The 22,156-nt window shown below is 72.2% G+C and carries 17 protein-coding genes and 1 pseudogene; 4 read left to right on the top strand and 14 right to left on the bottom strand.

Features of this window, described 5'->3' with window-relative positions; translation table 11 throughout:
• Positions 1–86 precede the first annotated feature (86 nt).
• The 5 genes from rsmA to lptF all read right to left on the bottom strand — a co-directional run bounded on the left by rsmA (position 87) and on the right by lptF (position 6,961).
• Positions 87–923: a 16S rRNA (adenine(1518)-N(6)/adenine(1519)-N(6))-dimethyltransferase RsmA gene (gene rsmA / locus VQ02_RS12890; protein WP_048444600.1), complete on the bottom strand. Its 837-nt coding sequence runs from the start codon at positions 921–923 to the stop codon at positions 87–89.
• Entirely contained in the window at positions 920–1,942 is a 1,023-nt protein-coding gene (gene pdxA / locus VQ02_RS12885) for a 4-hydroxythreonine-4-phosphate dehydrogenase PdxA (protein WP_048444599.1), read from the bottom strand. Before pdxA ends, rsmA begins: the two co-directional genes overlap by 4 nt.
• A gap of 98 nt (positions 1,943–2,040) precedes the next feature.
• Positions 2,041–4,695, bottom strand: a complete 2,655-nt coding sequence (locus VQ02_RS12880) for an LPS-assembly protein LptD (protein WP_083469189.1) — start codon at positions 4,693–4,695, stop codon at positions 2,041–2,043.
• Positions 4,695–5,783: an LPS export ABC transporter permease LptG gene (gene lptG, locus VQ02_RS12875; protein WP_048444613.1), complete on the bottom strand. Its 1,089-nt coding sequence runs from the start codon at positions 5,781–5,783 to the stop codon at positions 4,695–4,697. The genes VQ02_RS12880 and lptG overlap by 1 nt, the downstream gene beginning before the upstream one ends.
• 5 nt (positions 5,784–5,788) lie before the next feature.
• A complete protein-coding gene (gene lptF / locus VQ02_RS12870) occupies positions 5,789–6,961 on the bottom strand; it encodes an LPS export ABC transporter permease LptF (protein ID WP_048444598.1) in 1,173 nt (390 codons plus the stop codon).
• A gap of 302 nt (positions 6,962–7,263) precedes the next feature.
• Between lptF and VQ02_RS12865 the strand changes: the two genes are divergently transcribed.
• The 3 genes from VQ02_RS12865 (at position 7,264) to VQ02_RS12855 (ending at position 11,284) form a co-directional block, all read left to right on the top strand.
• Positions 7,264–8,784: a leucyl aminopeptidase gene (locus VQ02_RS12865; protein WP_048444597.1), complete on the top strand. Its 1,521-nt coding sequence runs from the start codon at positions 7,264–7,266 to the stop codon at positions 8,782–8,784.
• Positions 8,781–9,512, top strand: a complete 732-nt coding sequence (locus VQ02_RS12860; protein WP_245239716.1) for a hypothetical protein — start codon at positions 8,781–8,783, stop codon at positions 9,510–9,512. The genes VQ02_RS12865 and VQ02_RS12860 overlap by 4 nt, the downstream gene beginning before the upstream one ends.
• A 77-nt stretch (positions 9,513–9,589) precedes the next feature.
• Positions 9,590–11,284 (top strand): AMP-binding protein, encoded by a 1,695-nt coding sequence (locus tag VQ02_RS12855; RefSeq protein ID WP_048444611.1) that lies wholly within the window; start codon positions 9,590–9,592, stop codon positions 11,282–11,284.
• Between the two features lie 77 nt (positions 11,285–11,361).
• On the opposite strand, the gene soxZ is transcribed toward VQ02_RS12855, so the two are convergent.
• The 7 genes from soxZ to VQ02_RS12820 are packed head-to-tail and all read right to left on the bottom strand — an operon-like array spanning position 11,362 to position 16,777.
• Positions 11,362–11,682, bottom strand: a complete 321-nt coding sequence (gene soxZ, locus VQ02_RS12850; protein WP_048444596.1) for a thiosulfate oxidation carrier complex protein SoxZ — start codon at positions 11,680–11,682, stop codon at positions 11,362–11,364.
• Positions 11,683–11,684: 2 nt separating this feature from the next.
• A complete protein-coding gene (locus VQ02_RS12845) occupies positions 11,685–12,152 on the bottom strand; it encodes a SoxY-related AACIE arm protein (RefSeq protein ID WP_157080611.1) in 468 nt (155 codons plus the stop codon).
• An 11-nt stretch (positions 12,153–12,163) separates the two neighbouring features.
• The gene (soxX, locus tag VQ02_RS12840; protein WP_048444594.1) at positions 12,164–12,598 is read right to left on the bottom strand and encodes a sulfur oxidation c-type cytochrome SoxX; all 435 of its coding nucleotides are present in this window, start codon (positions 12,596–12,598) and stop codon (positions 12,164–12,166) included.
• On the bottom strand, positions 12,595–13,851 hold the full coding sequence (locus tag VQ02_RS12835; RefSeq protein ID WP_083469187.1) for an NAD(P)/FAD-dependent oxidoreductase: 1,257 nt from the start codon (positions 13,849–13,851) through the stop codon (positions 12,595–12,597). Before VQ02_RS12835 ends, soxX begins: the two co-directional genes overlap by 4 nt.
• The gene (locus VQ02_RS12830) at positions 13,848–14,114 is read right to left on the bottom strand and encodes a c-type cytochrome (protein ID WP_048444593.1); all 267 of its coding nucleotides are present in this window, start codon (positions 14,112–14,114) and stop codon (positions 13,848–13,850) included. The genes VQ02_RS12835 and VQ02_RS12830 overlap by 4 nt, the downstream gene beginning before the upstream one ends.
• Positions 14,111–16,291 (bottom strand): xanthine dehydrogenase family protein molybdopterin-binding subunit, encoded by a 2,181-nt coding sequence (locus tag VQ02_RS12825; RefSeq protein ID WP_425339899.1) that lies wholly within the window; start codon positions 16,289–16,291, stop codon positions 14,111–14,113. Before VQ02_RS12825 ends, VQ02_RS12830 begins: the two co-directional genes overlap by 4 nt.
• Positions 16,292–16,309: 18 nt before the next feature.
• Positions 16,310–16,777 (bottom strand): (2Fe-2S)-binding protein, encoded by a 468-nt coding sequence (locus VQ02_RS12820; RefSeq protein ID WP_048444591.1) that lies wholly within the window; start codon positions 16,775–16,777, stop codon positions 16,310–16,312.
• A 138-nt stretch (positions 16,778–16,915) separates the two neighbouring features.
• On the opposite strand from VQ02_RS12820, the pseudogene VQ02_RS12815 reads away from it, so the two are divergent.
• Positions 16,916–17,593 (top strand): annotated as a pseudogene (locus VQ02_RS12815) (Uma2 family endonuclease).
• A 358-nt stretch (positions 17,594–17,951) separates the two neighbouring features.
• On the opposite strand, the gene VQ02_RS12810 reads toward VQ02_RS12815, so the two are convergent.
• Positions 17,952–19,820: a M23 family metallopeptidase gene (locus VQ02_RS12810; RefSeq protein ID WP_048444590.1), complete on the bottom strand. Its 1,869-nt coding sequence runs from the start codon at positions 19,818–19,820 to the stop codon at positions 17,952–17,954.
• Between the two features lie 78 nt (positions 19,821–19,898).
• The gene (scpA, locus tag VQ02_RS12805; RefSeq protein ID WP_048444589.1) at positions 19,899–22,061 is read right to left on the bottom strand and encodes a methylmalonyl-CoA mutase; all 2,163 of its coding nucleotides are present in this window, start codon (positions 22,059–22,061) and stop codon (positions 19,899–19,901) included.
• Positions 22,062–22,156: the final 95 nt, after the last annotated feature.

The following is a 22,156-nucleotide window of genomic DNA, read 5'->3' as shown; positions in this document are numbered from 1 at the left end:
GAAATTACAAATGGATCAACGGCCCCGTCGATCTCGGGCACGCCCGAGATCGAAATCGATGCGTCAGCATCCTGGGCCTTGGAGTATCAGAGGGCCTGCGCCATCGCCACGAACCCCGCGACCGGCACCTCCTCGGCCCGGGCCGTCTCGGCAACGCCGGCGGCGGCGAGCAGGCGGCCCGGGTCCGGCGTCGCGGCCTTGAGGCTCTGGCGCAGCATCTTGCGCCGCTGGCCGAACGCCGCACCGGTCACCGCCTCGAGTGCGCGGACCCGGCAGGGCAGGGGCTCGGGCCGCGGCACCAGCCGCACGACGCTCGAGGTGACTTTCGGGGGCGGCACGAAGGCCGAGGGCGGAACGTCGAACAGGATCTGGCTCGTCGTGCGCCAGCCGCACAGCACGCCGAGGCGACCGTAATTCGCCCGGTCGCCCTCGTCGGCGACGATGCGCTCCGCCACCTCGCGCTGGAACATCAGGGTGAGCGAGTCCCACCAGGGCGGCCAGGCCTCCGGCGTGAGCCAGCCGGTGAGGAGCTGCGTGCCGACGTTGTAGGGGAGGTTGGCGACGATGCGGGCCGGCCCCTCGCCCACCAGCGGACGCGGGTCGAAGGAGAGGGCGTCGGCCTCCACCACCTCCAGGCGGCCGGGATAATGCGCGGCGATCTCGGCGAGCGCCGGCAGGGCGCGGGGGTCGCGCTCGATGGCGATCACCCGCGCGGCGCCGTGCATGAGGAGCGCCCGGGTCAGGCCGCCGGGGCCGGGGCCGACCTCCACCACCGTCACGCCCTCGAGCGGCCCGGCCGACCGCGCGATCCGCCCGGTGAGGTTCAGGTCGAACAGGAAGTTCTGGCCCAGCGAGCGGCGGGGCATGAGGTCGTGCGCCCGCACCACCTCCCGCAAGGGCGGCAATCCGTCCGGCGCGCTCATGCGCCCGCCCCGGCCGACGCCCGGGTCAGCCGGCCGGCGAGCTTCAGGGCGGCGATCAGGCTGTCGGGCTTGGCCAGACCCCGGCCGGCGATGTCGAAGGCGGTGCCGTGGTCCGGCGAGGTGCGCAGGAACGGCAGCCCGAGGGTCACGTTCACGCCCTCGTCGAAGGCCAGCGTCTTGATCGGGATCAGGGCCTGGTCATGGGTCGGGGCGAGCGCGACGTCGTAGGCGGCCCGGGCCCGGGCATGGAACAGCGTGTCGGCCGGGTGCGGGCCGGTGATGGCGATGCCCTCGGCCCGCAGCCGCGCCACGGCCGGGGCCAGCACGTCGCGGTCCTCGGTGCCCATGGTGCCGGCCTCGCCCGCATGCGGGTTGAGCCCGGCGAGCACGAGGCGCGGGGCGGGGAGGCCGAAGCGGGACCGCATGTCGCGGTCGACGATGCGGGCGGTCTCGATCACGAGCTCGGCGGTGAGCAGCTCCGGCACCCGGCGCAACGCCACGTGGATCGTCACCGGCACCACGGCCAGGGCCTCGGACCAGAGCAGCATCACGGGCGTCGGGGCGGGTCCGCCGGGCTCCGCCGCGAGGGCCGCCAGGTACTCGGTGTGGCCGGGATGCCGGAAGCCCGCCGCGTAGAGGACGTGCTTGGCGATCGGGTTGGTGACGAGGGCGGGCGCGCGGCCCGCCCGCACCAGCCGCACCGCCTCGTCGATCGAGGCCAGGGTGCCGGCGGCGCTCGCCGGATCGGGCCGGCCGGGCTCCGCCGCCACGGTGAGCCCGCCCGGCAGCCGCACCACCGGGAGGGCGCGTCCGAAAGCCTCCGCGGCGGCCTCCGGCGTCACCTCGGCCAGCGGCACCGCGAGGCCGAGCCGGGCCGCGATCCGCCCGAGGAAGTCCGGGTCGCCGATGACGAAGAACGGCGCCAGGCCGTGCTCTTCCCGGGCCAGCCAGGCCCGCAGGGTGATCTCCGGGCCGATCCCGGCCGGATCGCCCTGGGTCAGCGCGAGGGCTGTGGTCATCGCGGATCCCGTCCGTGGTTGCGCGTCGCCGCGCCATGGCATCCCGGCTCCCGCCGGGCAAGCGCCCGGGATCTGGAGCCCTGGTCGCCCGCGGCCCGTCACCGGGCCGTGGCGATGCCGTCCGCGGTCGTGGTGGTGCTCACGTTCTGGCGGATGTTCGCCTCGCCGAGGGTGCGCAGCTCCAGCCGGAGCAGGAAGGTCTGGTTGCGCTCGCGCAGGCCCGTCGCCGTCTCGATCGGCGAGGAGAGATAGTTCAGCGAGATCGTCGTGCACTCGTCCCGGTAGCCGAAGCCGAAGCCCGAGGCCGAGACGTAGAACTTGTCCGGCCTGTCGTAGACCGGCGCGGTGCCGACCGGGTTGAGGAAGTAGGACTGCGCCGCCGAGGCGTAGAACTCGCGCACCTGCAGGTAGTGCGAGAGGTCGAACAGCACCGAGCCGGTGACGAACCAGTTCGGCGTGATGTTGTAGAGGGCGGTGGCCTGCAGGCCCTCGCGGCGGCGCTCATAGCCGAGTTCGGGTTGCGCCTCGTAGCGGGCGTAGAGCAGCGAGGTCTCGAGCGGCAGGAACGGCGCGAACTTCGCCGTCACGCCGGTCTCCAGGCGCTTGAGCGCGAAGGTGGCGTTGTCGAAGCGGGCCCGGGTGATGAAGCTGATGTTCTGGTTCGGCGAGACCTGGAAGCGCGAGACGAAGTCCGAGCGGGTGGTCTCGAGACCCGAATCGCGGCCGACATTGGCGATGTCGCCGCGGCGGAACGAGTTGACCCCGGCGAGCGCGATCGACTCGCCGAACATCGCGTTCATGTAGAACCCGTTGCGGCCGGTGATCGAGTACTCGGCCCCGAGATTGGCGCGCACGCCGCCCTCGACCCGGTCGTAGCCGGAGAACTTGTCCCACTGGAACAGCGAGGTGTCGTCGAAGACGAGGCTCTGGGCGTCCTCGTTCGGCAGCCGGCCGATATGGGTCTCGCTCGGCCGGGCGATCACCTGGGCGACCGGCGAGATGGTGTGGACGCCGAGCGGCCCGAAATCCGCGACGAACGGGTAGCGGTACTCGAGCCCGACCGCCGGCATGATCCGGCCCGAGAAGTCGGTGTCGGGCGAGAACAGGTTGGTGATCTCGGAATTCTGGAAGCCGGTGCGGCTCGGGTCGACGTAGAAGGCGTCCCCCCGCAGGTAGGCGAAGGGCTGCCAGCGCTGGCCGAACTCGTCCGTGAAGGTGCGCCGCCACGACAGCTGCGCGGTCGCCCGGGTGTTGTAGCCAGCGAGCCCGTTGACGACGCACTGCCCGCGCTCGAACACCGTGCAGGTGCTGTAGAGCGGGAAGGTGATGCCGTTGACGCTCGGGCTCAGCAGGTAGGTGCGGGTGCGCGGGATCTCCTGATACTGGGTCGCGTCCCGGGTCAGGTTCTGGAAGTTGAACTGGAACCGCACCTCGCCGCCGAGCGGCTCCGGCCCGTCCCGGCGCTTGTCGTAGTCGATCACCGGCGCGACGATCGGCTGCTGCTTCTGCCAGTCGAAGGTCGACAGGCCCTTGAAGTAGTAGCCCCGCGCCTCGAACCACGAGCGGTCGCCCTGGCCGATCAGGTAGGCGGTGGAGATCGCCTCGCGGAAGTAGTCCGTGCTGATCGTCTGGTTGCGGATGCGGTAGTTGTCGAGGAACCACTTGTCGGTGACGCCGACGACGTCCCACCCCGCGCGCCACTGCTGGCCGAGATAGAAGTGGCCGCTGGACTCGATCGAGCCGCGGAAGTCGCGGTCGCCGGAGCCGAGGGGGCCGGGCAGGAAGACGCTCGGCGTCGACTGGAAGATGCCGCTGACCCGGACGTTGTAGAAGCCGTTGGCCAGGCGCTGGCGCCACTCGGCCTGGCCGAGCACGCCCTGCTTCGACAGGAAGGTCGGCTCCACCGTCAGGTCGTAGTCCGGCGCGATGTTCCAGAAGAACGGCGTGCCGATGCCGTAGCCGAGCACGTTCGAGGACACGAAGTGCGGCGCCAGGAAGCCGGTGTCGCGCCGCACCGTCGGGTCCGGCGAGTAGAAGTAGGGCAGGTACGCCACCGGCACGCCAGCGATCTCGAGGGTCGAATCCTCGTAGTAGATCCGGCGCTCCTCGTTGTTGTGGATGATCCGTGCCGACCTCACCTGCCAGAGCGGCGGCCGCTCCGGGTTGTCCTTGCACGGCTCGCAGGCCGTGTAGGTGCCGTACTCGAAGGTCGTGGTCTGGCCCTCGATGCGCTCCGCCCGCGGGGCGGAGAAGCGCACCCGGGCCGGGCGGCCGCGCTGCTCGATGGTCTGCTGGATCCGCAGCGAGTCGATGAAGCCGGACTTGAAGTCGTCGGTCAGCTCCATCCGGTCGCCGGTCACCACCGCGCCGGTCTCGTCGGTCAGGCGGACGTTGCCCTCGGCGAAGACCCGGCCGGTGTTGCGGTCGTAGCGCACGCGGTCGGCCAACAGGGTGCGCGGGCCGTAATGCAGCTCGGCGTTGCCCACGGCCGAGACCGTGTTGCGGTCGTTGTCGTAGACGAGCTCCTTGGCCTCGACGAGCAGCCGCTCGTTGCCGCCGCCCTTCGACGAGCCGGCCGCCAGGCGGTCGTTGAGGGTGCCCTGCGCGTGCGCCGGCAGGCTCGCGCCTGCCGTGACGGCAGCGGCCAGCAGGACCGTCAGGGACCCGGTGACCGCGACGCCCGCGGCCCTACGCACGACTCGACCCATCCCCGCACCCACTGTGCCCGCGTCGTTCCGCCGGAGGTCGGGCATCAGCCGTCCTCCAGGTGCAGAAGCGCGAGCGTTCCGAGGAGACTCCCTACCACGGCCGGGAACCAGGCCGCCACCGGAGCCGCAACTAATCCAGAGGCGCCGAGGCCCTCCATCACCTGCCGCGCCACATAGAGGACGAAGCCCGCCGCGACGCCGCCGAGCACCATCTTGCCGATCCCACCAAAGCGGAAGAACCTTAATGAAACCGATGCGGCCACCAGCACCATCGCCAGGAACAGCACCGGCCGCGCCATCAGCACGTCGTACTGCAGCCGGTAGCGCGTGGCGTCGAGTCCCGCCCGCTCGGTCCGGGCGATCGTCTCGGTGAGTTGCCAGAATGGCACGGATTCCGGCGGGGTGAAGCGCTGACGCACCTGCGAGGGGTCGAGGGTCGAGGCAATCAGGTAGGTGTCGTAGCTCTGCGGCTCGGAATCCATCGCCTGGACCCGCACGTCCTGCAGCTCCCAGTAGCCGTCGTGCAGGGTGGCCCGGGCGGCCTGCATCTCCTGGGTGAAGGCACCGGACTCGTCGAAGGTGAAGACCGCGACGCCCGCGAGGGTGGTGGTGCCCTCCACCGCGGTCTCGGCCCGGATGATCGCCTGGCCGTCGATGCTGCGCTGGCGGATCCACAGGTCCTTGCCGGAGGCGGCCTTGGTCGAGCGGGCGAAGATCTTGGCTTCGATCTCGGTGGAGCGCTGCTTCAGCTCGGCCGAGACCGGGTTGTAGACCCCGACCGTGAAGGCGCCGATGCCCAGCGCCACCAGGGCGCCGGGCTGCAGGAACTGCCAGGCCGAGATGCCGGCGGCCCGCGCCACCACCAGCTCAAGCTTGCGGCTGAGCTGGAGCAGCGCCGCCATGGCGCCGAACAGGATCGCGAAGGGCAGCACCTGCTCGGCCACCGCCGGGGTGCGGAAGAGGGCGAGGCGCGCCATCACGGCGGCCGAGGCGCCCTCGGCGTCGCCGGCCCGGCGCATCAGCTCGACGAAGTCGAGGGTGTAGACGAGGGCGAAGACCGTGAGGAAGACCCCCAGGATCATGCGCAGGAAGCGGGCCGCCAGGTAGCGGCCGAGGGTGGCGCCGATCAGCATCAGGCTCAACCCGCCCGCATCCGGAACGACCGGAGCGGGAGCGCGGCCGAGAGGCGGCGCAGCCGCAAGCCCACGCCGGCGTTGAAGGCCCGCACCCGGTTGCCCTGATAGGCGACGAGGAGCGACAGCCCGATGGCGATGAGCGGGGCGGCGTAGACCGCCGTCACGGCGGCCTGGCTGCGCACGGTCGCGCTCGCGGCGGCGAAGCCCGCGATGCGCAAGCCCACCACGGCGGCGATCGCGCCCGCGACGGCGAGGCCCCGGCCCTGGCGGGTGGTGCGGGGGTCGCCGAGGGCCGCGAAGGCGATGAGGCCCAAGGCCAGCGGGTAGAGCCAGGAGGACAGCCGGTCGTGCAGCTCGGCCCGGAAGCGGCCCTTGGTGAGCTTGTAGTAGGTCTCGTCCGGGTTCGGGAACATCAGCTGCACGGTCGAGCGCTCCCGCGGCTTGTAGACCGTGTCGGCGTCCGGCGGCGTGAAGGCCGCGAGGTCGACGGCGTAGCGCTGGAAGGTGATGATCGAGGCGTCGCGGCTGTTCGGCTGCTGGCGGTGGATGCTGCCCTTCTCGAGCACCAGGTAGGTCTGGCCGTCGAGGTCGACCGCCTGGCCGCGCTCGGCGAGGTAGACCACCGTGCGCCCGGCCTCGCGCCGGTCCTGCATGAAGATGCCGAGCAGCGCCCCGTTCGGCGCCCGCTCGCGGAAGTGGAAGGTGATGCCGCTGTCGAGGCTGGTGAACTGCCCCTCCTTGACCACGTTGGCGATGAAGTCGCCGCGCACGCGGGTGAGCACGTCGCGCAGCTCCTGGAAGCTCGACGGCATCACCTGGATGGTCAGGAAGGCGATGGCGGCGCTGACGACGAGGGCGAGCGTCAGGAAAGGCCGCATCAGGTGGCGCGGCGACATCCCGGCGGCGCTCATCACGATCAGCTCGGAATCGCCGTTGAGCTTGTTGAGGGCGTAGACCACCGCGATGAACAGGGCGACCGGCGCGATCACCGTGATCAGCGTCGGCAGCGACAGGCCGGTGATCAGGAAGAAGATCAGCAGCGTCTGGCCCTTGGCGGTGATCAGGTCGAGCTCGCGCAGGGCCTGCGTCACCCAGATCACGCCCGTCAGCCCGATCAGGCACGACAGGAAGGCCCCGAGGGCGATGCGGAAGATGTATCGTTCGATCTGCTTCATCGGACGGATGCGGTCGGGCCCCCTTCCGCTCGATGCTGGTTAGGCGCCCCCCGCCGGCCGCACAAGCACCGCACGTCCTCAAGCGCCCGAAGTGCGGCCTTTTGCGGGCGGCCGCGCCTCTGCGGCAACAGCGGCCCGGCCGCGGCGGCGCGAGCCCCCCGCCGCCGCAGCGCGCAGCCGTGGCGGCGCGGTCCTGCGGCCACACCCGGTCGCGTTGCGTTCTGCGGTCCGGCCGCTACACAGGAACGACGCGGCGCCGAGAAGACGCGCGATCAATCAACGGACGGGACGAAAGCAGCGCCATGGCGGACGGCATCAGCATCGAGATCGAATCCCTCGCCACGGGCGGCGCGCCGGCGAAGCCCGGCGGGAGCGGCGGCGACCTCGTGCTGTTCGTCGGCGAGGATCTCGCCCTGTCGCCCCGGGCCGCCGAGATCGCCGGCCCTGGCGCCGCCGATCTCGTCGCCCGCGCCGCCGGCGTCGAGCGCTTCAAGGGCAAGGCCTTGAGCGCCCTCGTCCTCACCGCGCCGTCGGGTCTCTCGGCCGAGCGCCTGGTGGTGATCGGGACCGGCGCGGATGAGGCGGCCGGGCGCGACTGGGCGACGCTCGGCGGCTTCACCGCCGGCAAGCTCGGCAGCCGGTCGGCCACGGTGGTGCTCGAATGGCCCGGCACCGCGCCGGGTCCCGACGAGGTCGCGGCCTTCTCCCTCGGCGCGCGGCTGCGCGCCTACAAGTTCGACCGCTACAAGAGCAAGAAGGCGGCCGAGGGCGAGGAGAGCGGCGGGGGAGGGCGCCTGACCCTGCTGGTGCCGGAGAATGCCGGGCTGAAGAAGGCCGTGCGCGGCGCGGAAGGGCTGGCCGAGGGCGTGATCCTCGCCCGCGAGCTCGTCAACGAGCCGCCGAACGTCCTCGATCCGGAGGAGTTCGCCCGCCGCGCCGAGGCGCTGGAGAAGCTCGGCGTCGAGATCGAGGTCCTCGACGAGAAGGACATGAAGAAGCTCGGCATGCGGGCGCTCCTCGCCGTCGCGCAGGGCTCGGCCAAGGAGGCCCGGGTCGTCATCATGCGCTGGAACGGCGGCGAGGACCCGGCCGAGGCGCCGGTGGCCTTCATCGGCAAGGGCGTGTGCTTCGATTCCGGCGGCATCTCCATCAAGGGGAGCGGCGGCATGGAGGACATGAAGGGCGACATGGCGGGCGCCGCCTGCGTGGTCGGCCTGATGCACGCGCTGGCCAGCCGCAAGGCCAAGGTGAACGCGCTCGGCGCCATCGGCCTCGTCGAGAACATGCCCGACGGCAAGGCCCAGCGCCCCGGCGACATCGTGACCTCGCTGTCGGGGCAGACGATCGAGATCATCAACACCGACGCCGAGGGGCGCCTGGTGCTCGCCGACGTGCTCTGGCACGTGCAGCAGACCTACAAGCCGCGGTTCATGATCGACCTCGCGACCCTGACGGGCGCGATCCTGGTGGCGCTCGGCCAGGAATTCGCCGGCATGTTCTCGAACAACGACGAGCTGGCGCAGCGGCTCTCGGCCGCCGGCGAGGCCACCGGCGAGCGGGTCTGGCGGATGCCGCTCACCCCCGGCTTCGACAAGCTGATCGAATCGAAGTTCGCCGACATGAAGAACACCGGCGGCCGCCACGGCGGCTCGGCCACGGCGGCGCAGTTCCTCAAGCGCTACGTCAACGACGTGCCGTGGATCCACCTCGACATCGCCGGCGTCGGGATGAGCGCGCCGGCGACCGAGGTCAACCGCTCCTGGGGCTCGGGCTGGGGCGTGCGGCTCCTCGACCGGCTCGTGCGCGACCACTACGAGGCGTGAGCACGACGGCCGGCGCCCTCGTCGGCGCCGCTCCCGTGGCCCCCGGCCGATCCGGGCGCCTCGCCGCCCTGGTGCCCCTCGGGGCGGCGGTCGCCGTGGTGGCCCTCGCTGCCGCCGCGGGCACGACGCAGGCGACGCTCGCCGCGGCGGGGCTCGACGCGTGGTCCTACGGCTTCTTCGCCGACCGCTACCCGCTGTTCTTCGCCGCCATTGCCTACGGGGTCGCGCGGGCGGCGCTGCTGCCGCTCGCCGCGCGGCGCTGGCGCGGCTGGCTCGGTGCGGTCCTCGGCATCGCCCTGGTGCTCGCCCTGTCGCTGCACCCGACCTATGGCGGTCTCGTGCTGCGGGCCGGCTTCTCGGTCGGCGGCGTCGCCTTCCTGTCCGGCCAGCCGATGGGGGTGGCGCAGGTTCTCGGGGCGGCGGCGGCGGCATTCCTGCTCGGCGGTGCCCTCGGCCTTTCCGCCCTCGTCGCCCGCGGCCTGCCGCACCGGGGTGACCGATGGCGTGCCCTCGGCCCGGCGGTCCTGCGCTACCTCGCGCTCGCCTGGGCCCTCTTCGTGCTCGCGGCGGCGCGGGATCTCGGGCTGTCGGGCTTCCCGCGTCTGCCGCTCTCCGGCGAGCAGGCGGCCCTGGCGCTCGGCCTCGTCCTCGCGGCTTTCCTGCCCCATGCGGCCTTCAGCCTGGCTGGCTCCCGCGCGTCGGTTGAAACGGCCCGGGCGAGACGCTAACCGGAAGGAAAGCCGGAGCCCGACGAGGCATCCGGCACCGGGGAGGGTGTGAGGTAATGGGCGAGGGGTCGAGCGCGATGGAACCGAACACCCCGCCGCGGCCCTGGCTCGCCGCCTACCCGGCCGGCGTCCCGGCGGAGATCGAAGCCGACCGCCTCGGTACCCTGGTCGAGCTGATCGAGACCAGCACCCGCCGCTTCGCCGACCGCCCGGCAGTGACCTGCTTCGGCGTGTCCCTGACCTTCGCGGACCTGCGCCGCGAGGGCGAGGCGGTGGCGGCCTGGCTGCGGGGGCAGGGCATCGCCAAGGGCGACCGGGTCGCCATCATGATGCCCAACGTGCCGGCCTTCCCCATCGTGCTCGTCGGCGCGCTGCTCGCCGGCGCCACGGTCGTCAACGTCAACCCGCTCTACACCCCCCGCGAGCTGATCCATCAGCTGCGCGACGCCGGGGCCCGGGTGCTGTTCGTGCTGGAGAATTTCGGCCGCACGGTCGCGGACGCCCTGCCAGAGCTGCCCGGCCTCGAGCGGGTGGTGGTGGCCGGCGCCGGCGACGGGCTCGGGCTGAAAGGGTCCCTCGTCACCCTGGCGGCGCGCCACCTCAAGAAGGCGGTGCCGCCCTTCGCCCTGCCGCCCGAGCGCCGGACGGCCTTCAAGGCGGTGCTCGCGGCCGGGCGGCGGGCGACCTTCCGGCCGGTCGCGGTCGGTCCCGACGACCTCGCCTTCCTGCAATATACCGGCGGCACCACCGGCGTGTCGAAGGGGGCGATGCTCACCCACCGCAACGTCGCGGCCAATGTCGAGCAGAGCCGGGTGTGGTTCGGCATGCGCGACGACGAGGGGCCCGGCCGGGTGATGGTGACGGCCCTGCCGCTCTACCACATCTTCGCGCTGACCTGCTGCTTCTTCTTCATGCTGCGCCTCGGCGCCTGCTGCCTGCTGGTGCCGAACCCGCGCGACATCGCCGGCTTCGTGGCCCTGCTGCGCAAGCACCGCTTCACCAACCTGTCGGGCGTCAACACCCTGTTCAACGCCCTGCTCAACCACCCCGACATCGGCAAGGTCGACTGGTCGCGGCTCGACTACGCCATCGCCGGCGGTATGGCGATGCAGGCGCCGGTGGCCCGGCGCTGGAAGGCCGTCACCGGCCGGCCGGTGATCGAGGGCTACGGCCTGTCCGAGACCGCCCCGGTCGTGGCCGTGAACCCGCCGACCCTGCACGACTGGTCCGGCACCATCGGCTACCCGGTGCCCTCGACGGAGGTCTGCATCCGCGACGACGCCGGCGCGATCCTGCCGCCGGGCCAGCCCGGCGAGCTCTGCGTCCGCGGCCCGCAGGTGATGGCCGGCTACTGGGGCCGGCCCGACGAGACCGAGCGGGCGATGACCCCGGACGGCTTCTTCCGCACCGGCGACGTGGCGCTGATCGAGCCTGACGGGCAGGTCCGCATCGTCGACCGGATGAAGGACATGATCCTGGTCTCCGGCTTCAACGTCTATCCGAACGAGGTCGAGGACGTGCTCGCCGCGCATCCGGGGGTGCTCGAGGTGGCGGTGGTCGGCGAGCCCTCGGGGGAGACCGGCGAGAGCGTCGTCGCCCACGTGGTCCGCCGCGATCCCGACCTGACCGCGGAGGCGCTGCGCACCCACGCCCGCGCCGCGCTCACCGCCTACAAGGTCCCCCGCCGCTACGTATTCCGCGACAGCCTGCCGAAGACCAATGTCGGCAAGGTGCTGCGCCGGGCGCTGCGGGAGGGGGAGACGATCGGATAGCGTGCCGCTCCTGAACCCTCCCCCGCAGAGGGGGGAGGGGTGATCCGAGCCTCACCTTGAGCCGGTCGTCGGGATTCTCACACCACCGTGATTCCCATCTCCTCCGTCTGCGAGAACCCGTTGTCCCCCGTCCAGGTGAAGCGCAGGGTCCCGGTCTTCGTCGCCACGGTGGTGAAGGTGAGGTACGGGTTGGCGGCGCTCGCCGGCGACAGCTCGGCGCGAAACACCTCCTCGCCGTCGTAAGTACAGACGAAGTCGGTGATGATGTTGCGCGGGATCAGGCGGCCGTCCGGGCCGGGGCGATAGCCGGTCTCCATCGGGTGCGAGATCAGGGTCTTGATCTCGATCACCGCGCCGGCCTTGGCGGTCTTCGGCAGGTTGATGAGGGCGCGGGCCACGGCTATCCCTCCACGCAGGCGGCGAGGGTCACGATCGCGTCGGCGGTGGCGGACCAGAAGGTGCCGTCGCGCATCTCCGCGATGGCGGTGATGGTCTGGGAATCGGCGAGCCGGATCCGGGTGCTGACCGCTGCGCGCCCGGCCCGGGGACCGAGATGCAGCGTCACCACGTGGGGCTGCGGGTTCTTGTCGTTGAACACCGCGATGCGGCGGACGTGGTCGGCCTCTGTCATCGGGCTCTCGACGGTGATCGCGAGCGGCACCGTGTTGCCGTTCTCGACCAGCGGCGGCATGTCGAGCCGGATCCGGCCGGTCTCGACCGGGGCGCCCCCGGTGAAGCGCCGGATCGCCTCCACGGTCGCCTCCCGGGTCGGCCGGACGATCGCGGCGGCGCCCGGGCGCGCGAACGCGACGGCGAGCAGGCCGGCGCCCCCGGCGAGGATCGTGCGGCGTTCCGTCAGGGTCCGCATGGCCAAGGTCCTCATGGCGTCGCGCGCCCTCCCTTCAGCGTGACGAGGTAGGCGATCACGTCCTCGATCTCCCCCGCCTCCAGCACCGGCCGGTCGCGCCAGGCGCCGCCGACCCGCTCGGTGCCGTCGATGCGGTAGTAGGAGGGCATCAGGGTCGCGGGATTCAAGGCGCGCCCGTCGACGAGGCGCAGGCGCAGCTGCGCTGCCGACAGCCGCGCGCCGACGTCGGCGAGGTCTGGTCCGAGGTCCCCTGCCGGCGCGGATCCGCCGAGGCCGGTATGGCAGAGCGGGCACAGGCCCTTGCGGGTGTCGAGGGCGACGGCCCGGCCCCGGTCCGCATCCCCGGTCCGGCCGTCGAGCGGCAGCGGGATCGCGTCGCCGACAACGTGCACCGGGGCCAGCGCGGCCTGCGTGAGGGCAACCAGGGTGGCGGCTCTCCGCCTCACCCGAACACCGCGGCGGTGATGGTGCGGTACCAGTCCTCGGCGTAGGCCGCCTCCTGCCGCCGCACCGTGTCGGGCGCGTCGACGGGGCTGGTGCCGCCGGCGCCCTCGATATCGGCGAGCACTCCGTTCGCCGGGTGATAGACCCCCGCCACCGAGATGCCGTAGCCCGGAGCGACCAGGCTGTAGCAGGTGTTGATGAGCTTCGGCGCCGCCGGGGCGCGCCCGGCCAGGAGGTCGATCACCGCGTCGGCGCAGACCTTTCCCTGCGCGTTGGCCGCGAAGGCGGATTTCGGCATCGCCCCGGCGATGGCGGCGTCGCCGATCACGTGGATCCGCGGGACCAGGCGCGACTCGAAGGTGACCGGGTCGATCGGGCACCAGCCGCTGCGGTCGGCCACCGCGGCCGCGGCGGCGATCGGTGCCGCGCGCTGGGGCGGGATGATGCAGGCGACGTCGGCCTTGTGAGTCGCGAAGTCGGTGGCGACGCTCATCGCGCCGGCATCGACGGAGGCGACCTGCCCGCCGGCCGCGAGCGGCACGTATTCGAGGTGATCGGGGTAGAGCGCCCGCCACGCCTGCTCGAACAGGCGCTGCTTGGAGAACGTGTCCTTGGCGTCCAGCACGATCAGCTTGGCGCGGGGCTTGCGCGTCTTGAGGTGGTACGCGATCAGGCTCGCCCGCTCGTAGGGGCCGGGCGGGCAGCGATAGGGGTTGCCCGGCACCGACAGCACCACGGTGCCGCCCTCCGGCATCGCGGCGAGCTGGCGGGCGAGCAGCTCGGTCTGGGCTCCCGCCTTCCAGGCATGCGGCATCGCCTCGGCGGCGGCCTCGTCGTAGCCCGGCAGGGCGTCGAACCGCAGGGCGATCCCCGGCGAGAGGATCAGCCGGTCGTAGTCGAGGGTGGTGCCGTCGGAGAGCCGCACCTGCCGGGCGGCGCCGTCGATCGCCTCGGCGCTCGTCCGCGTCAGGGTCACGCCGGCCGCCCGCAGGCCCTCGTAACCGAGGGCCTGCGCCGACATCGGGCGCAGGCCCGCGATCACCTCGTTGCTGAACGGGCAGGCGTAGTAGGTCTCCACCGGCTCGACCAGGGTGACAGCGAGGCCGGCCCGGTGCAGGACCCGCGCCGCGGTGGCCCCGCCGAAGCCGCCGCCGACCACGACCACGCGCCCGCGCGCGCCCTGCGCGACGGCGGGGCGCGGAAGGGCGGCGGCGGCGAGCCCCGCCAGCACCGCCCGGCGGCCGATCTCCGTCACGGGCCGCCTCTCGCGATCCAGTCCGCGATCGCCCGGCTCTCCGGCTCCGAGAACCCCTTGGCGATGCGGTTCATCACCGTGGCGGGCCGGGCGCCCGTCCGGAAGGCGGCGAGCGACGCCGCGATGTCCTCGGCCGAGTGGCCGGCGAGGCTCGGCACCGCCCCGCCCGGGGCGCCGTGGCACCCCGAGCAGGAGGAGGCGCCCGGCGGCGACGCGGCCGCCGCCGGTCCCGCCAGCACCAGGAGCAGGAGACCGAGCCTCACGCGCGCTTCAGGTCCGTGCGGCTCGCCGGGATCTGCCGCACCCGCTTGCCGGTGGCGGCGAAGACCGCGTTGAGGACCGCGGGCGCCGCCACCGCGATCGTCGGCTCGCCGACGCCGCCGATGAAGCCGCCCGACGGGATCAGGATCGTCTCCACCGCCGGCATCTCGTCGAGGCGCAGCACCGGGTAGGTGTCGAAGTTGGTCTGCTCGATGCGGCCGTCCTTCACCGTGCACTCGCCGTACAGCGCCGCCGACAGGCCGTAGACGAACGAGCCGGCGACCTGGGCGTCGATCTGCTGCGGGTTGATCGCGACGCCCGGATCGGTGGCGGCGACGATGCGGTGAACCTTGATCTTGCCGTCGTCCCCGACGGAGACTTCCGCAGCGGCCGCGACGTAGCTGCCGAAGCCCATGATCTGGGCCAGCCCCCGGTGCACGCCCGCCGGCGGCTTGGCGGTCTCCCAGCCGATGCGCTCGGCCACCGCGTTCAGCACCGCGAGGTGCTTGGGGTGCTTGCTCATCAGCTTGCGCCGGAAGGCCAGCGGGTCCTGGCCGGCGGCGTGCGCCACCTCGTCGAGGAAGCACTCGAGGTAGATCGCGTTCGGGTTGGTGTTCACCCCGCGCCAGAAGCCCGGGATGATCGGCGGGTTGCGCATGGCGTGGTCGATGAGCAGGTTCGGGATCGTGTAGCCGATCGCCGCCTCCGCCCCGCCGGGGTTGAGGCCCTGGAACGTCACCGGGTCCTTGCCGTCCGCGCCGAGCCGGCCCGGGATGATGCCGGCCAGGATCGACTGGCCGGAGATCCGCATGTGCAGGCCGGTGAGGTTGCCGGCCTCGTCGAGGGCCGCCCGCATCCGGCACTGGGTGACCGGGTGGTAGCGGCCGTGGGTCATGTCCTCCTCGCGGGTCCAGATCAGCTTGACCGGGGTGCCGGGGAGCTCCTTCGCGATGAGCACCGCCTGGCGCACCCAGTCGTGCGTGGCGCCGCGGCGCCCGAAGCCGCCGCCGAGGTGGATCTTGGTGACGTCGCACTGGCGGGCCGGGAGCCCGGCGGCCTCCGCGGTGGCGGCCAGCGCCGCCTCGCCGTTCTGGGTCGGGGTCCAGACCTCGCAGCGCTCGGGCGTCCAGCGCGCCGTCGCGTTCATCGGCTCCATCGTGGCGTGGTTCTGGAACGGGTAGGAGTAGGTCGCCTCCACCACCTTGGCGGCGCCCTTGAGCGCGGCCGCCGCGTCGCCGGCCTTGTTGCCGACGAAGGCCTCCGGTGCGTCGAGCCCTTCCCGCAGGGTCGCGGCGATCGTCTCGCTCGAGACCTTGGCGTTCGGGCCCTCGTCCCACACGATCGGCAGCGCCTCGACGGCGGTCTTGGCGCGCCAGAACGTGTCGGCCACCACCGCCACGGCGCTGTCGCCGACCCGCACCACCTTGCGCACGCCCGGCATCTTTTCCACCGCCGACGCGTCGACGCTCTTCACCGTGCCGCCGACCACCGGGCAGTCGCGGATCGCGGCGTTCAGCATCCCCGGCAGCGTCAGGTCGATGCCGTAGACCTGCGAGCCGTCGGTCTTCTCGAGCGTGTCGAGGCGCTTCACCGGCTTGCCGGCGATGATCCAGTCCTTCGGATCCTTGAGGGCGATGTCCTTCGGCGGCTCCATCCGCCCGGCCGCGCCCGCGACCTTGCCGAAGGTGGTCGAGCGGCCCGAAGGGGGATGGCTGATGACGCCCTTCTCGACCCGGCACTCGGCGGGCGCGACACCCCATTCCGCTGCTGCGGCCGCGACCAGCATGGTGCGGGCGGCGGCCCCGCCCTGGCGCACCGCGACGTAGGATTCGCGGATGCCGCGGCTGCCGCCGGTGGAGAAGTCGCCCCAGACCCGGCTGCGGGCGAGGTTCTGGCCCGGCGTCGGGTACTCGGTCGTCACGCGGGCCCAGTCGCAGCCGAGCTCCTCGGCCACGAGCTGAGCGAGACCGGTCAGGGTGCCCTGGCCCATCTCCGAGCGGGCGATGCGGATCACCACGGTCTCGTCCGGGCGCACCACCACCCAGGCATTGACCTCGGGGGGCGCGCCGGCGGGGGCGGCTTCCGCCCCGGGCAGGTCGAAGCCCAGCGCCAGGCCGCCCGCGGCGGCGGCGGAACCGGCGAGGAAGAAGCGGCGCGACAGGGCGGGGGAGGCGGTCATGGTCATCGTAGCCTCTCCTCAGCCGCGGCCGGTCTCGCCGCCCTCGGCGGCGAGGGTGATGCCGGCGAGCACCCGGTTGTAGGTGCCGCAGCGGCAGATGTTGGTGATCTCCTGGCGGATCTCCGCCTCGCTGGGCTTCGGGTTCTGCGCCAGCAGGGCGGCCGCGGCCATGATCATGCCGGACTGGCAGAAGCCGCATTGCGGCACGTCGAGGGCGGCCCAGGCCTTCTGCACCGGGTGCGAGCGGTCCGGGCTCAGGCCCTCGATGGTGACGATCTTCTGCCCCGGCTCGACCGAGGAGACCGGCATCGAGCAGGACCGCACCGCCTGGCCGTCGATGTGGACCGTGCAGGCGCCGCACTGGGCGATGCCGCAGCCGTACTTCGTGCCGGTGAGGCCGACCTGCTCCCGGATCACCCAGAGCAGCGGCGTGTCGGGCTCCGCCTCGACCTCGCGCACGGACCCGTTCACGTTCAGGCGTATCATGGGCGCTTCCGTTTGATTGGCCGGCGCCGGGCGCCGTGAGGGTTGGGCGGCCGCGTGGGGCGCCGCCTTCGGGCAGTTGGTTCGCACCTTGTAGCCATAACAACTTCAAGGCGGCCGGCGACGTCTGTCAATTGACGGATGCGCGAGCAGGCGCCGGCAGCCGTGGACGGCGTGCCTTCATGCACGTCGCCTGATAGGCTCGGGGCCGTTCCAACACTGCGAGCCGCGATGACCGTCCACGTCACGCCTGACAGTCCGCTCCCCCGCCGCTTCACGGCCGGCGATCTGCGGCTGATGCTGGCTGCCGGGGTCCTGCGCGAGGACGAGCGGATCGAATTCCTGGACGGCGAGCTGGTCCAGATGGCGGCGAAGGGCTTCGCGCACGACGTCGTGAAGAATGCTTTGGTGCGCCGCCTCGTCCCGCGGCTTCCCGAGGCTGTCTATCTCGGCGTCGAGAGCACGCTTCAGCTCGGGCCGGGCCTGCTCCTCGAACCCGACCTCCTCCTTGCTCCGGTGAGCGCCCGCTGCGCCTCGCTGGACGGCTTCTGCACCATTCCGTGACCGGAGATCCTGCTGGTGATCGAGGTCGCGGCCTCGAGCCTCGCCTACGACCGGGGTCGCAAGGCGACGTTCTACGCGCGGCACGGGGTGCGGGAGTACTGGGTGATCGACGCGCAGGAGCGCGGGGCCTGGGTGCACCGGGTGCCGATGGAGGACGTCTACCGCGATGTGGCGGAGCTATCCCGGGACGCCACCTTGCGGCCGGAGGCGGCTGTGCTGGCCGCGGTCACAGTGCCGATCGCGGAACTCGGCTGAGCCTGTGCTTGATCGGCCTCAACAGATATCGCACTCACCGCGTCATTCCGGAGCCCGGAACGCCGCAGGCGCGCTCAGACACTCAGGTGGATGCAAAGCAAGCGGAAAGCTGTCCGCCATATCCTGAACCATCCGCGGTTCTGGATTCCGGGCTCCGCTGCGCGGCCCCGGAATGACGCGGTGATGTTCATGCTGTTAGAGCGAGTCAAACAGCTTCTGACACTTCACCGCAATCGGCGCGGGTTTTCCTCTTCTCCCGCGGGCGAGGAGAGGAGCATTCCAGCGCCGTTTCTCTCTTCGGACAACCATACGCTCGCGGGCGACGGGACGATCCGCTCAGTCCCGAAGCATCGCCCCCTCACGTCCGCTCCGCCACCGTCTTCCCTCCGTGACGCTGGCGCAGGGCGTCGATCTGCTCCTCGGCCTGGCGGAAGGCGGCGAGGCTCGGGCCGGCGAGCTCGCGGGCGCTCGGCAGGCGGATCTTCATCGGGTCGACGAAGCGGCCGTTGATCGCGACCTCGTAGTGCACGTGCGGGCCGGTCGAGAGGCCGGTGGTGCCGACCGCCCCGATCACCTGGCCGAGGCGCACCCGGGCGCCGGGTGCGACGCCGCGGGCGATCCGGGCCATGTGGTTGTAGGCGGTGGTGTAGCCGTTGGCGTGCTGGATCTCGACCCGGTTGCCGTAGCCCGAGCGGGCCCCCGCCGAGACCACGGTGCCATCGCCAGTCGCCATGATCGGGGTGCCCCGGGTCGCCGCCCAGTCGACGCCGTTGTGGGGCCGGTAATAGCCGAGGATCGGGTGCAGGCGGGCGCCGAAGGGCGAGCTGATCCGCCCCTCCGGCACCGGCCGGCGCATCAGGAACTTCTGGCTCGAGCGGCCGGACGGGTCGAGATAGTCGACCTCGCCCGTGCCCGGCACGCGGTAACGGTACAGGCCGAGGGTCTCCTCGTGGACGCGAAGCCCGACATAGAGCAGCTCCGGCCGGGCATCCTCGTCCTCGGTGAAGAACAACTCGACCCGGTCGCCCGAGGCGGTGCGCTGCTGCAGGTCGGTGGAGGTCGCGAGCGCCATGACCATCTCCTCGATGATCGGGCGCGGCACGCCGTTCTTGAGCGCGGTGCCGTAGAGGCTCTCGTAGAGGGTGACGCCGGATTCCTCGTCGTCGTCCTGCGTGGTGCCCGGCCGGGGCGGCGCCACCGAGACGAAGCCGCCGCGGTCGTTCGCCGCCACGATCTCCTGGATGCCGTCCTCGCCGTAGAGGGTGACCCGGGCGATGCCGCGGCGCTCGCCGCTGCGACCGTCTCCCTCGGGCGCGATGAGAAGGCGGACGTGCTGGCCCTCGGACAGGTCGCCCTTCGCCCGGGCGCTGAGGCTCGCCAGCATGGCGGCGAGGCGTGCCGGCTCGGCGCCGTTGCGCCTGAGCAGGTCTTCCAGGCTCTGGTCCTTGGCGAGCACGAGATCGCGCTCCTCGAACAGGGCCTGGTCCGTACCCTGGCCGGTGCTGGTCTCGGGGATCCGGGTCAGGTTCTCGGGAAGGATCCGGACCTCGATGTTGCGGAAGCGGGCCTCCACCGCGGGATCGTCAGGGATGGCGGCCGGCCGCAGGGCGCGGGAGAGCAGGCGCTCGGCCGGGAAGGCCGGCGGCAGCGGCCCGTCGGGCAGCGCCTGGGTCTCGGCCACCAGGGCATCGACCTCGCCGTCGGTGAGGGCGGGTGCGCCGTCCTCCAGCTCAGCCTCGGAGAGAGGGCTGCGCACCAGGGTCACGGCGGTCTCGGCCGGGTCCGAATCGCCCTCCGTCGCCGCCGGCGCCTCGATCCGGGCGCTGCGCAGGGGATCGAAGGGCGGCACCGGCACGTCGGGCGAGCGCAGGGGCAGGTCGGTCGCGATCTGCACGTAGGCGTGGACGCGGATCACCTCGCGCTCGCCGGCGCGCTCGGTCATCGGCGCCTTGAAGGCGGTCTTGGCCGCCACGATCATCTCGTCGCGCACCAGCCGGTCGCCCTTGCGGGCGACGTCGCCGGAACCGCCGTCGCCGTGCGGCGGCAGCGCCCGCTCGGGCGGCGCCGCCACGATGCCGTCGGCGGCGGCGAGGTAGAGCGCCACCCCGATCAGCCCGGCGCCGGTGAAGCCGGTGAGCAGGCTGCCGGCGAGCCAGCGCAGGTTGAGGGCCTGGCGGGGCGCCGCGGACACGGCGGGGCCGGAGAGGGAGGGCGCGTCGGCGAACACGGACAGGGTATCGGGCTTCCGGCGGGAGGGGCCCGCCCTTGGCGCCGAAACCTTGACGGTTTTGAGACGGGCGCGCCGCTACTCCGCCGCCGCCCGGGGCGCGTAGCCGAGGCGCGCGTTCAGCTCGGCGATCAGCTCGGCCGCGGCCTCCGCGATGACGGTGCCGGGCGGGAAGATCGCCGAGGCGCCGGCCTGGCGCAGGGCCGCGAAGTCGCCCGGCGGGATCACGCCGCCGACCACGATCATCACGTCGGGCCGGCCGGCCTCGTCGAGCGCCCGCTTCAGCTCCGGCACCAGGGTGAGGTGGCCGGCCGCCAGCGACGAGACGCCGACGATGTGGACGTCGTTCTCCACCGCCTGGCGCGCCGCCTCCTCGGGGGTGGCGAAGAGCGGGCCGATATCGACGTCGAAGCCGAGATCGGCGAAGGCGGAGGCGATCACCTTCTGGCCGCGGTCGTGCCCGTCCTGGCCCATCTTGGCGACCAGGATGCGGGGGCGCCGCCCGTCCGCCTCCTCGAACGTCTCGACCAGCCCGCGCACCCGCTCGACCGCCGCCGACATGCCGCCCATCTCCCGCTTGTAGACGCCCGAGATCGCCCGGATCTCCGCCCGGTGCCGGCCCCAGGCCCGCTCCAGCGCCTCCGAGATCTCGCCGACCGTGGCCTTGGCGCGCGCCGCCTCGACGGCGAGGCCCAGCAGGTTGCCGGTGCCGCGCGCGGCCTCGGTCAGCGCCGCGAGCCGGGCCGCCACCGCGTCGCCGTCGCGCTCGGCCCGCAGGCGCTTGAGCTTGTCGATCTGCAGGGTGCGCACGTTGCCGTTGTCGACCCGCAGCAGCTCGATCGGCCGGTCGCCATCCGGCTTGTAGCGGTTGACGCCGACGATGACCTGCTGGCCCGAATCGATCCGCGCCTGGGTGCGGGCCGCCGCCTCCTCGATGCGCAGCTTCGGGATGCCGGCCTCGATCGCCTTGGCCATGCCGCCGAGCGCTTCGACCTCGCGGATATGGGCCGAGGCCCGGGCGACGAGGTCCTGGGTCAGCCGCTCGACGTAGTAGGAGCCGCCCCAGGGGTCGATGATCCGGGTGGTGCCGCTCTCCTGCTGCAGGAAAAGCTGGGTGTTGCGGGCGATGCGGGCTGAGAAGTCGGTCGGCAGCGCCAGCGCCTCGTCCAGCGCGTTGGTGTGCAGCGACTGGGTGCCCCCTTGCGTCGCCGCCATCGCCTCGACGCAGGTGCGGGTGACGTTGTTGAACACGTCCTGGGCGGTGAGCGACCATCCGCTCGTCTGCGAGTGGGTGCGCAGGGCCAGGGACTTGTCGGATGCCGGGGAGAAATCCTTGACCAGGGAGGCCCAGAGCAGGCGCGCCGCCCGCATCTTGGCCACCTCCATGAAGAAGTTCATTCCGATCGCCCAGAAGAACGACAGGCGCGGGGCGAACTTGTCGATGCCGAGGCCCGCCGCCATGCCGGCCCGGATGTACTCGACACCGTCGGCGAGCGTGTAGGCGAGTTCGAGGTCCTGCGTGGCCCCGGCCTCCTGCATGTGGTAGCCGGAGATCGAGATCGAGTTGAACTTCGGCATGTGGGCCGAGGTGTAGGCGAAGATGTCCGAGATGATCCGCATCGACCCGGCCGGCGGGTAGATGTAGGTGTTGCGGACCATGAACTCCTTGAGGATGTCGTTCTGGATCGTGCCGGCGAGCTTCTCCGGCGGCACGCCCTGCTCCTCGGCGGCGACGATGTAGAGCGCCAGCACCGGCAGAACCGCGCCGTTCATCGTCATCGACACGGTCATCTGGTCGAGGGGGATCCCCGAGAACAGCGTCCGCATGTCGTAGATCGAGTCGATCGCCACCCCCGCCATGCCGACGTCGCCCGAGACCCGGGGATGGTCGGAATCGTAGCCGCGGTGGGTGGCGAGATCGAAGGCGACCGACAGGCCCTTCTGCCCGGCCGCGAGGTTGCGGCGGTAGAAGGCGTTCGAGTCCTCGGCCGTGGAGAAGCCGGCATATTGCCGGATCGTCCAGGGCTGGGTCGCGTACATGGTGGGGTAGGGGCCGCGCAGGAACGGCGCGATGCCCGGATAGGACCCGGCGAGATCGAGCCCGTCCCGGTCCTGCGGGCCGTAAGCGGCTTTGACCGGGATGCCCTCGGGGGTCATCCAGGGCTCGGCCGTGGCCGGCGCGGCGGCGGCGCGGCTGGCCGCCGCGAAGGCGATTTCCGAGAAATCCGGGATGCGGGTCATCGGCCTGCGGCTCTCGTTGCTGGCGTTCCTTGCCGATGACTTATAGGCGCGGGTGCCGCGGCGGCCAATGGGTGGAAGGTGGCAGGCCCGCCGGC

The organism is Methylobacterium variabile (genome assembly GCF_001043975.1).
Lineage (GTDB): Bacteria > Pseudomonadota > Alphaproteobacteria > Rhizobiales > Beijerinckiaceae > Methylobacterium > Methylobacterium variabile.
The sequence above is the reverse complement of the archived record's forward strand: the minus strand, read 5'-3'. Positions and strand labels throughout refer to the sequence as shown.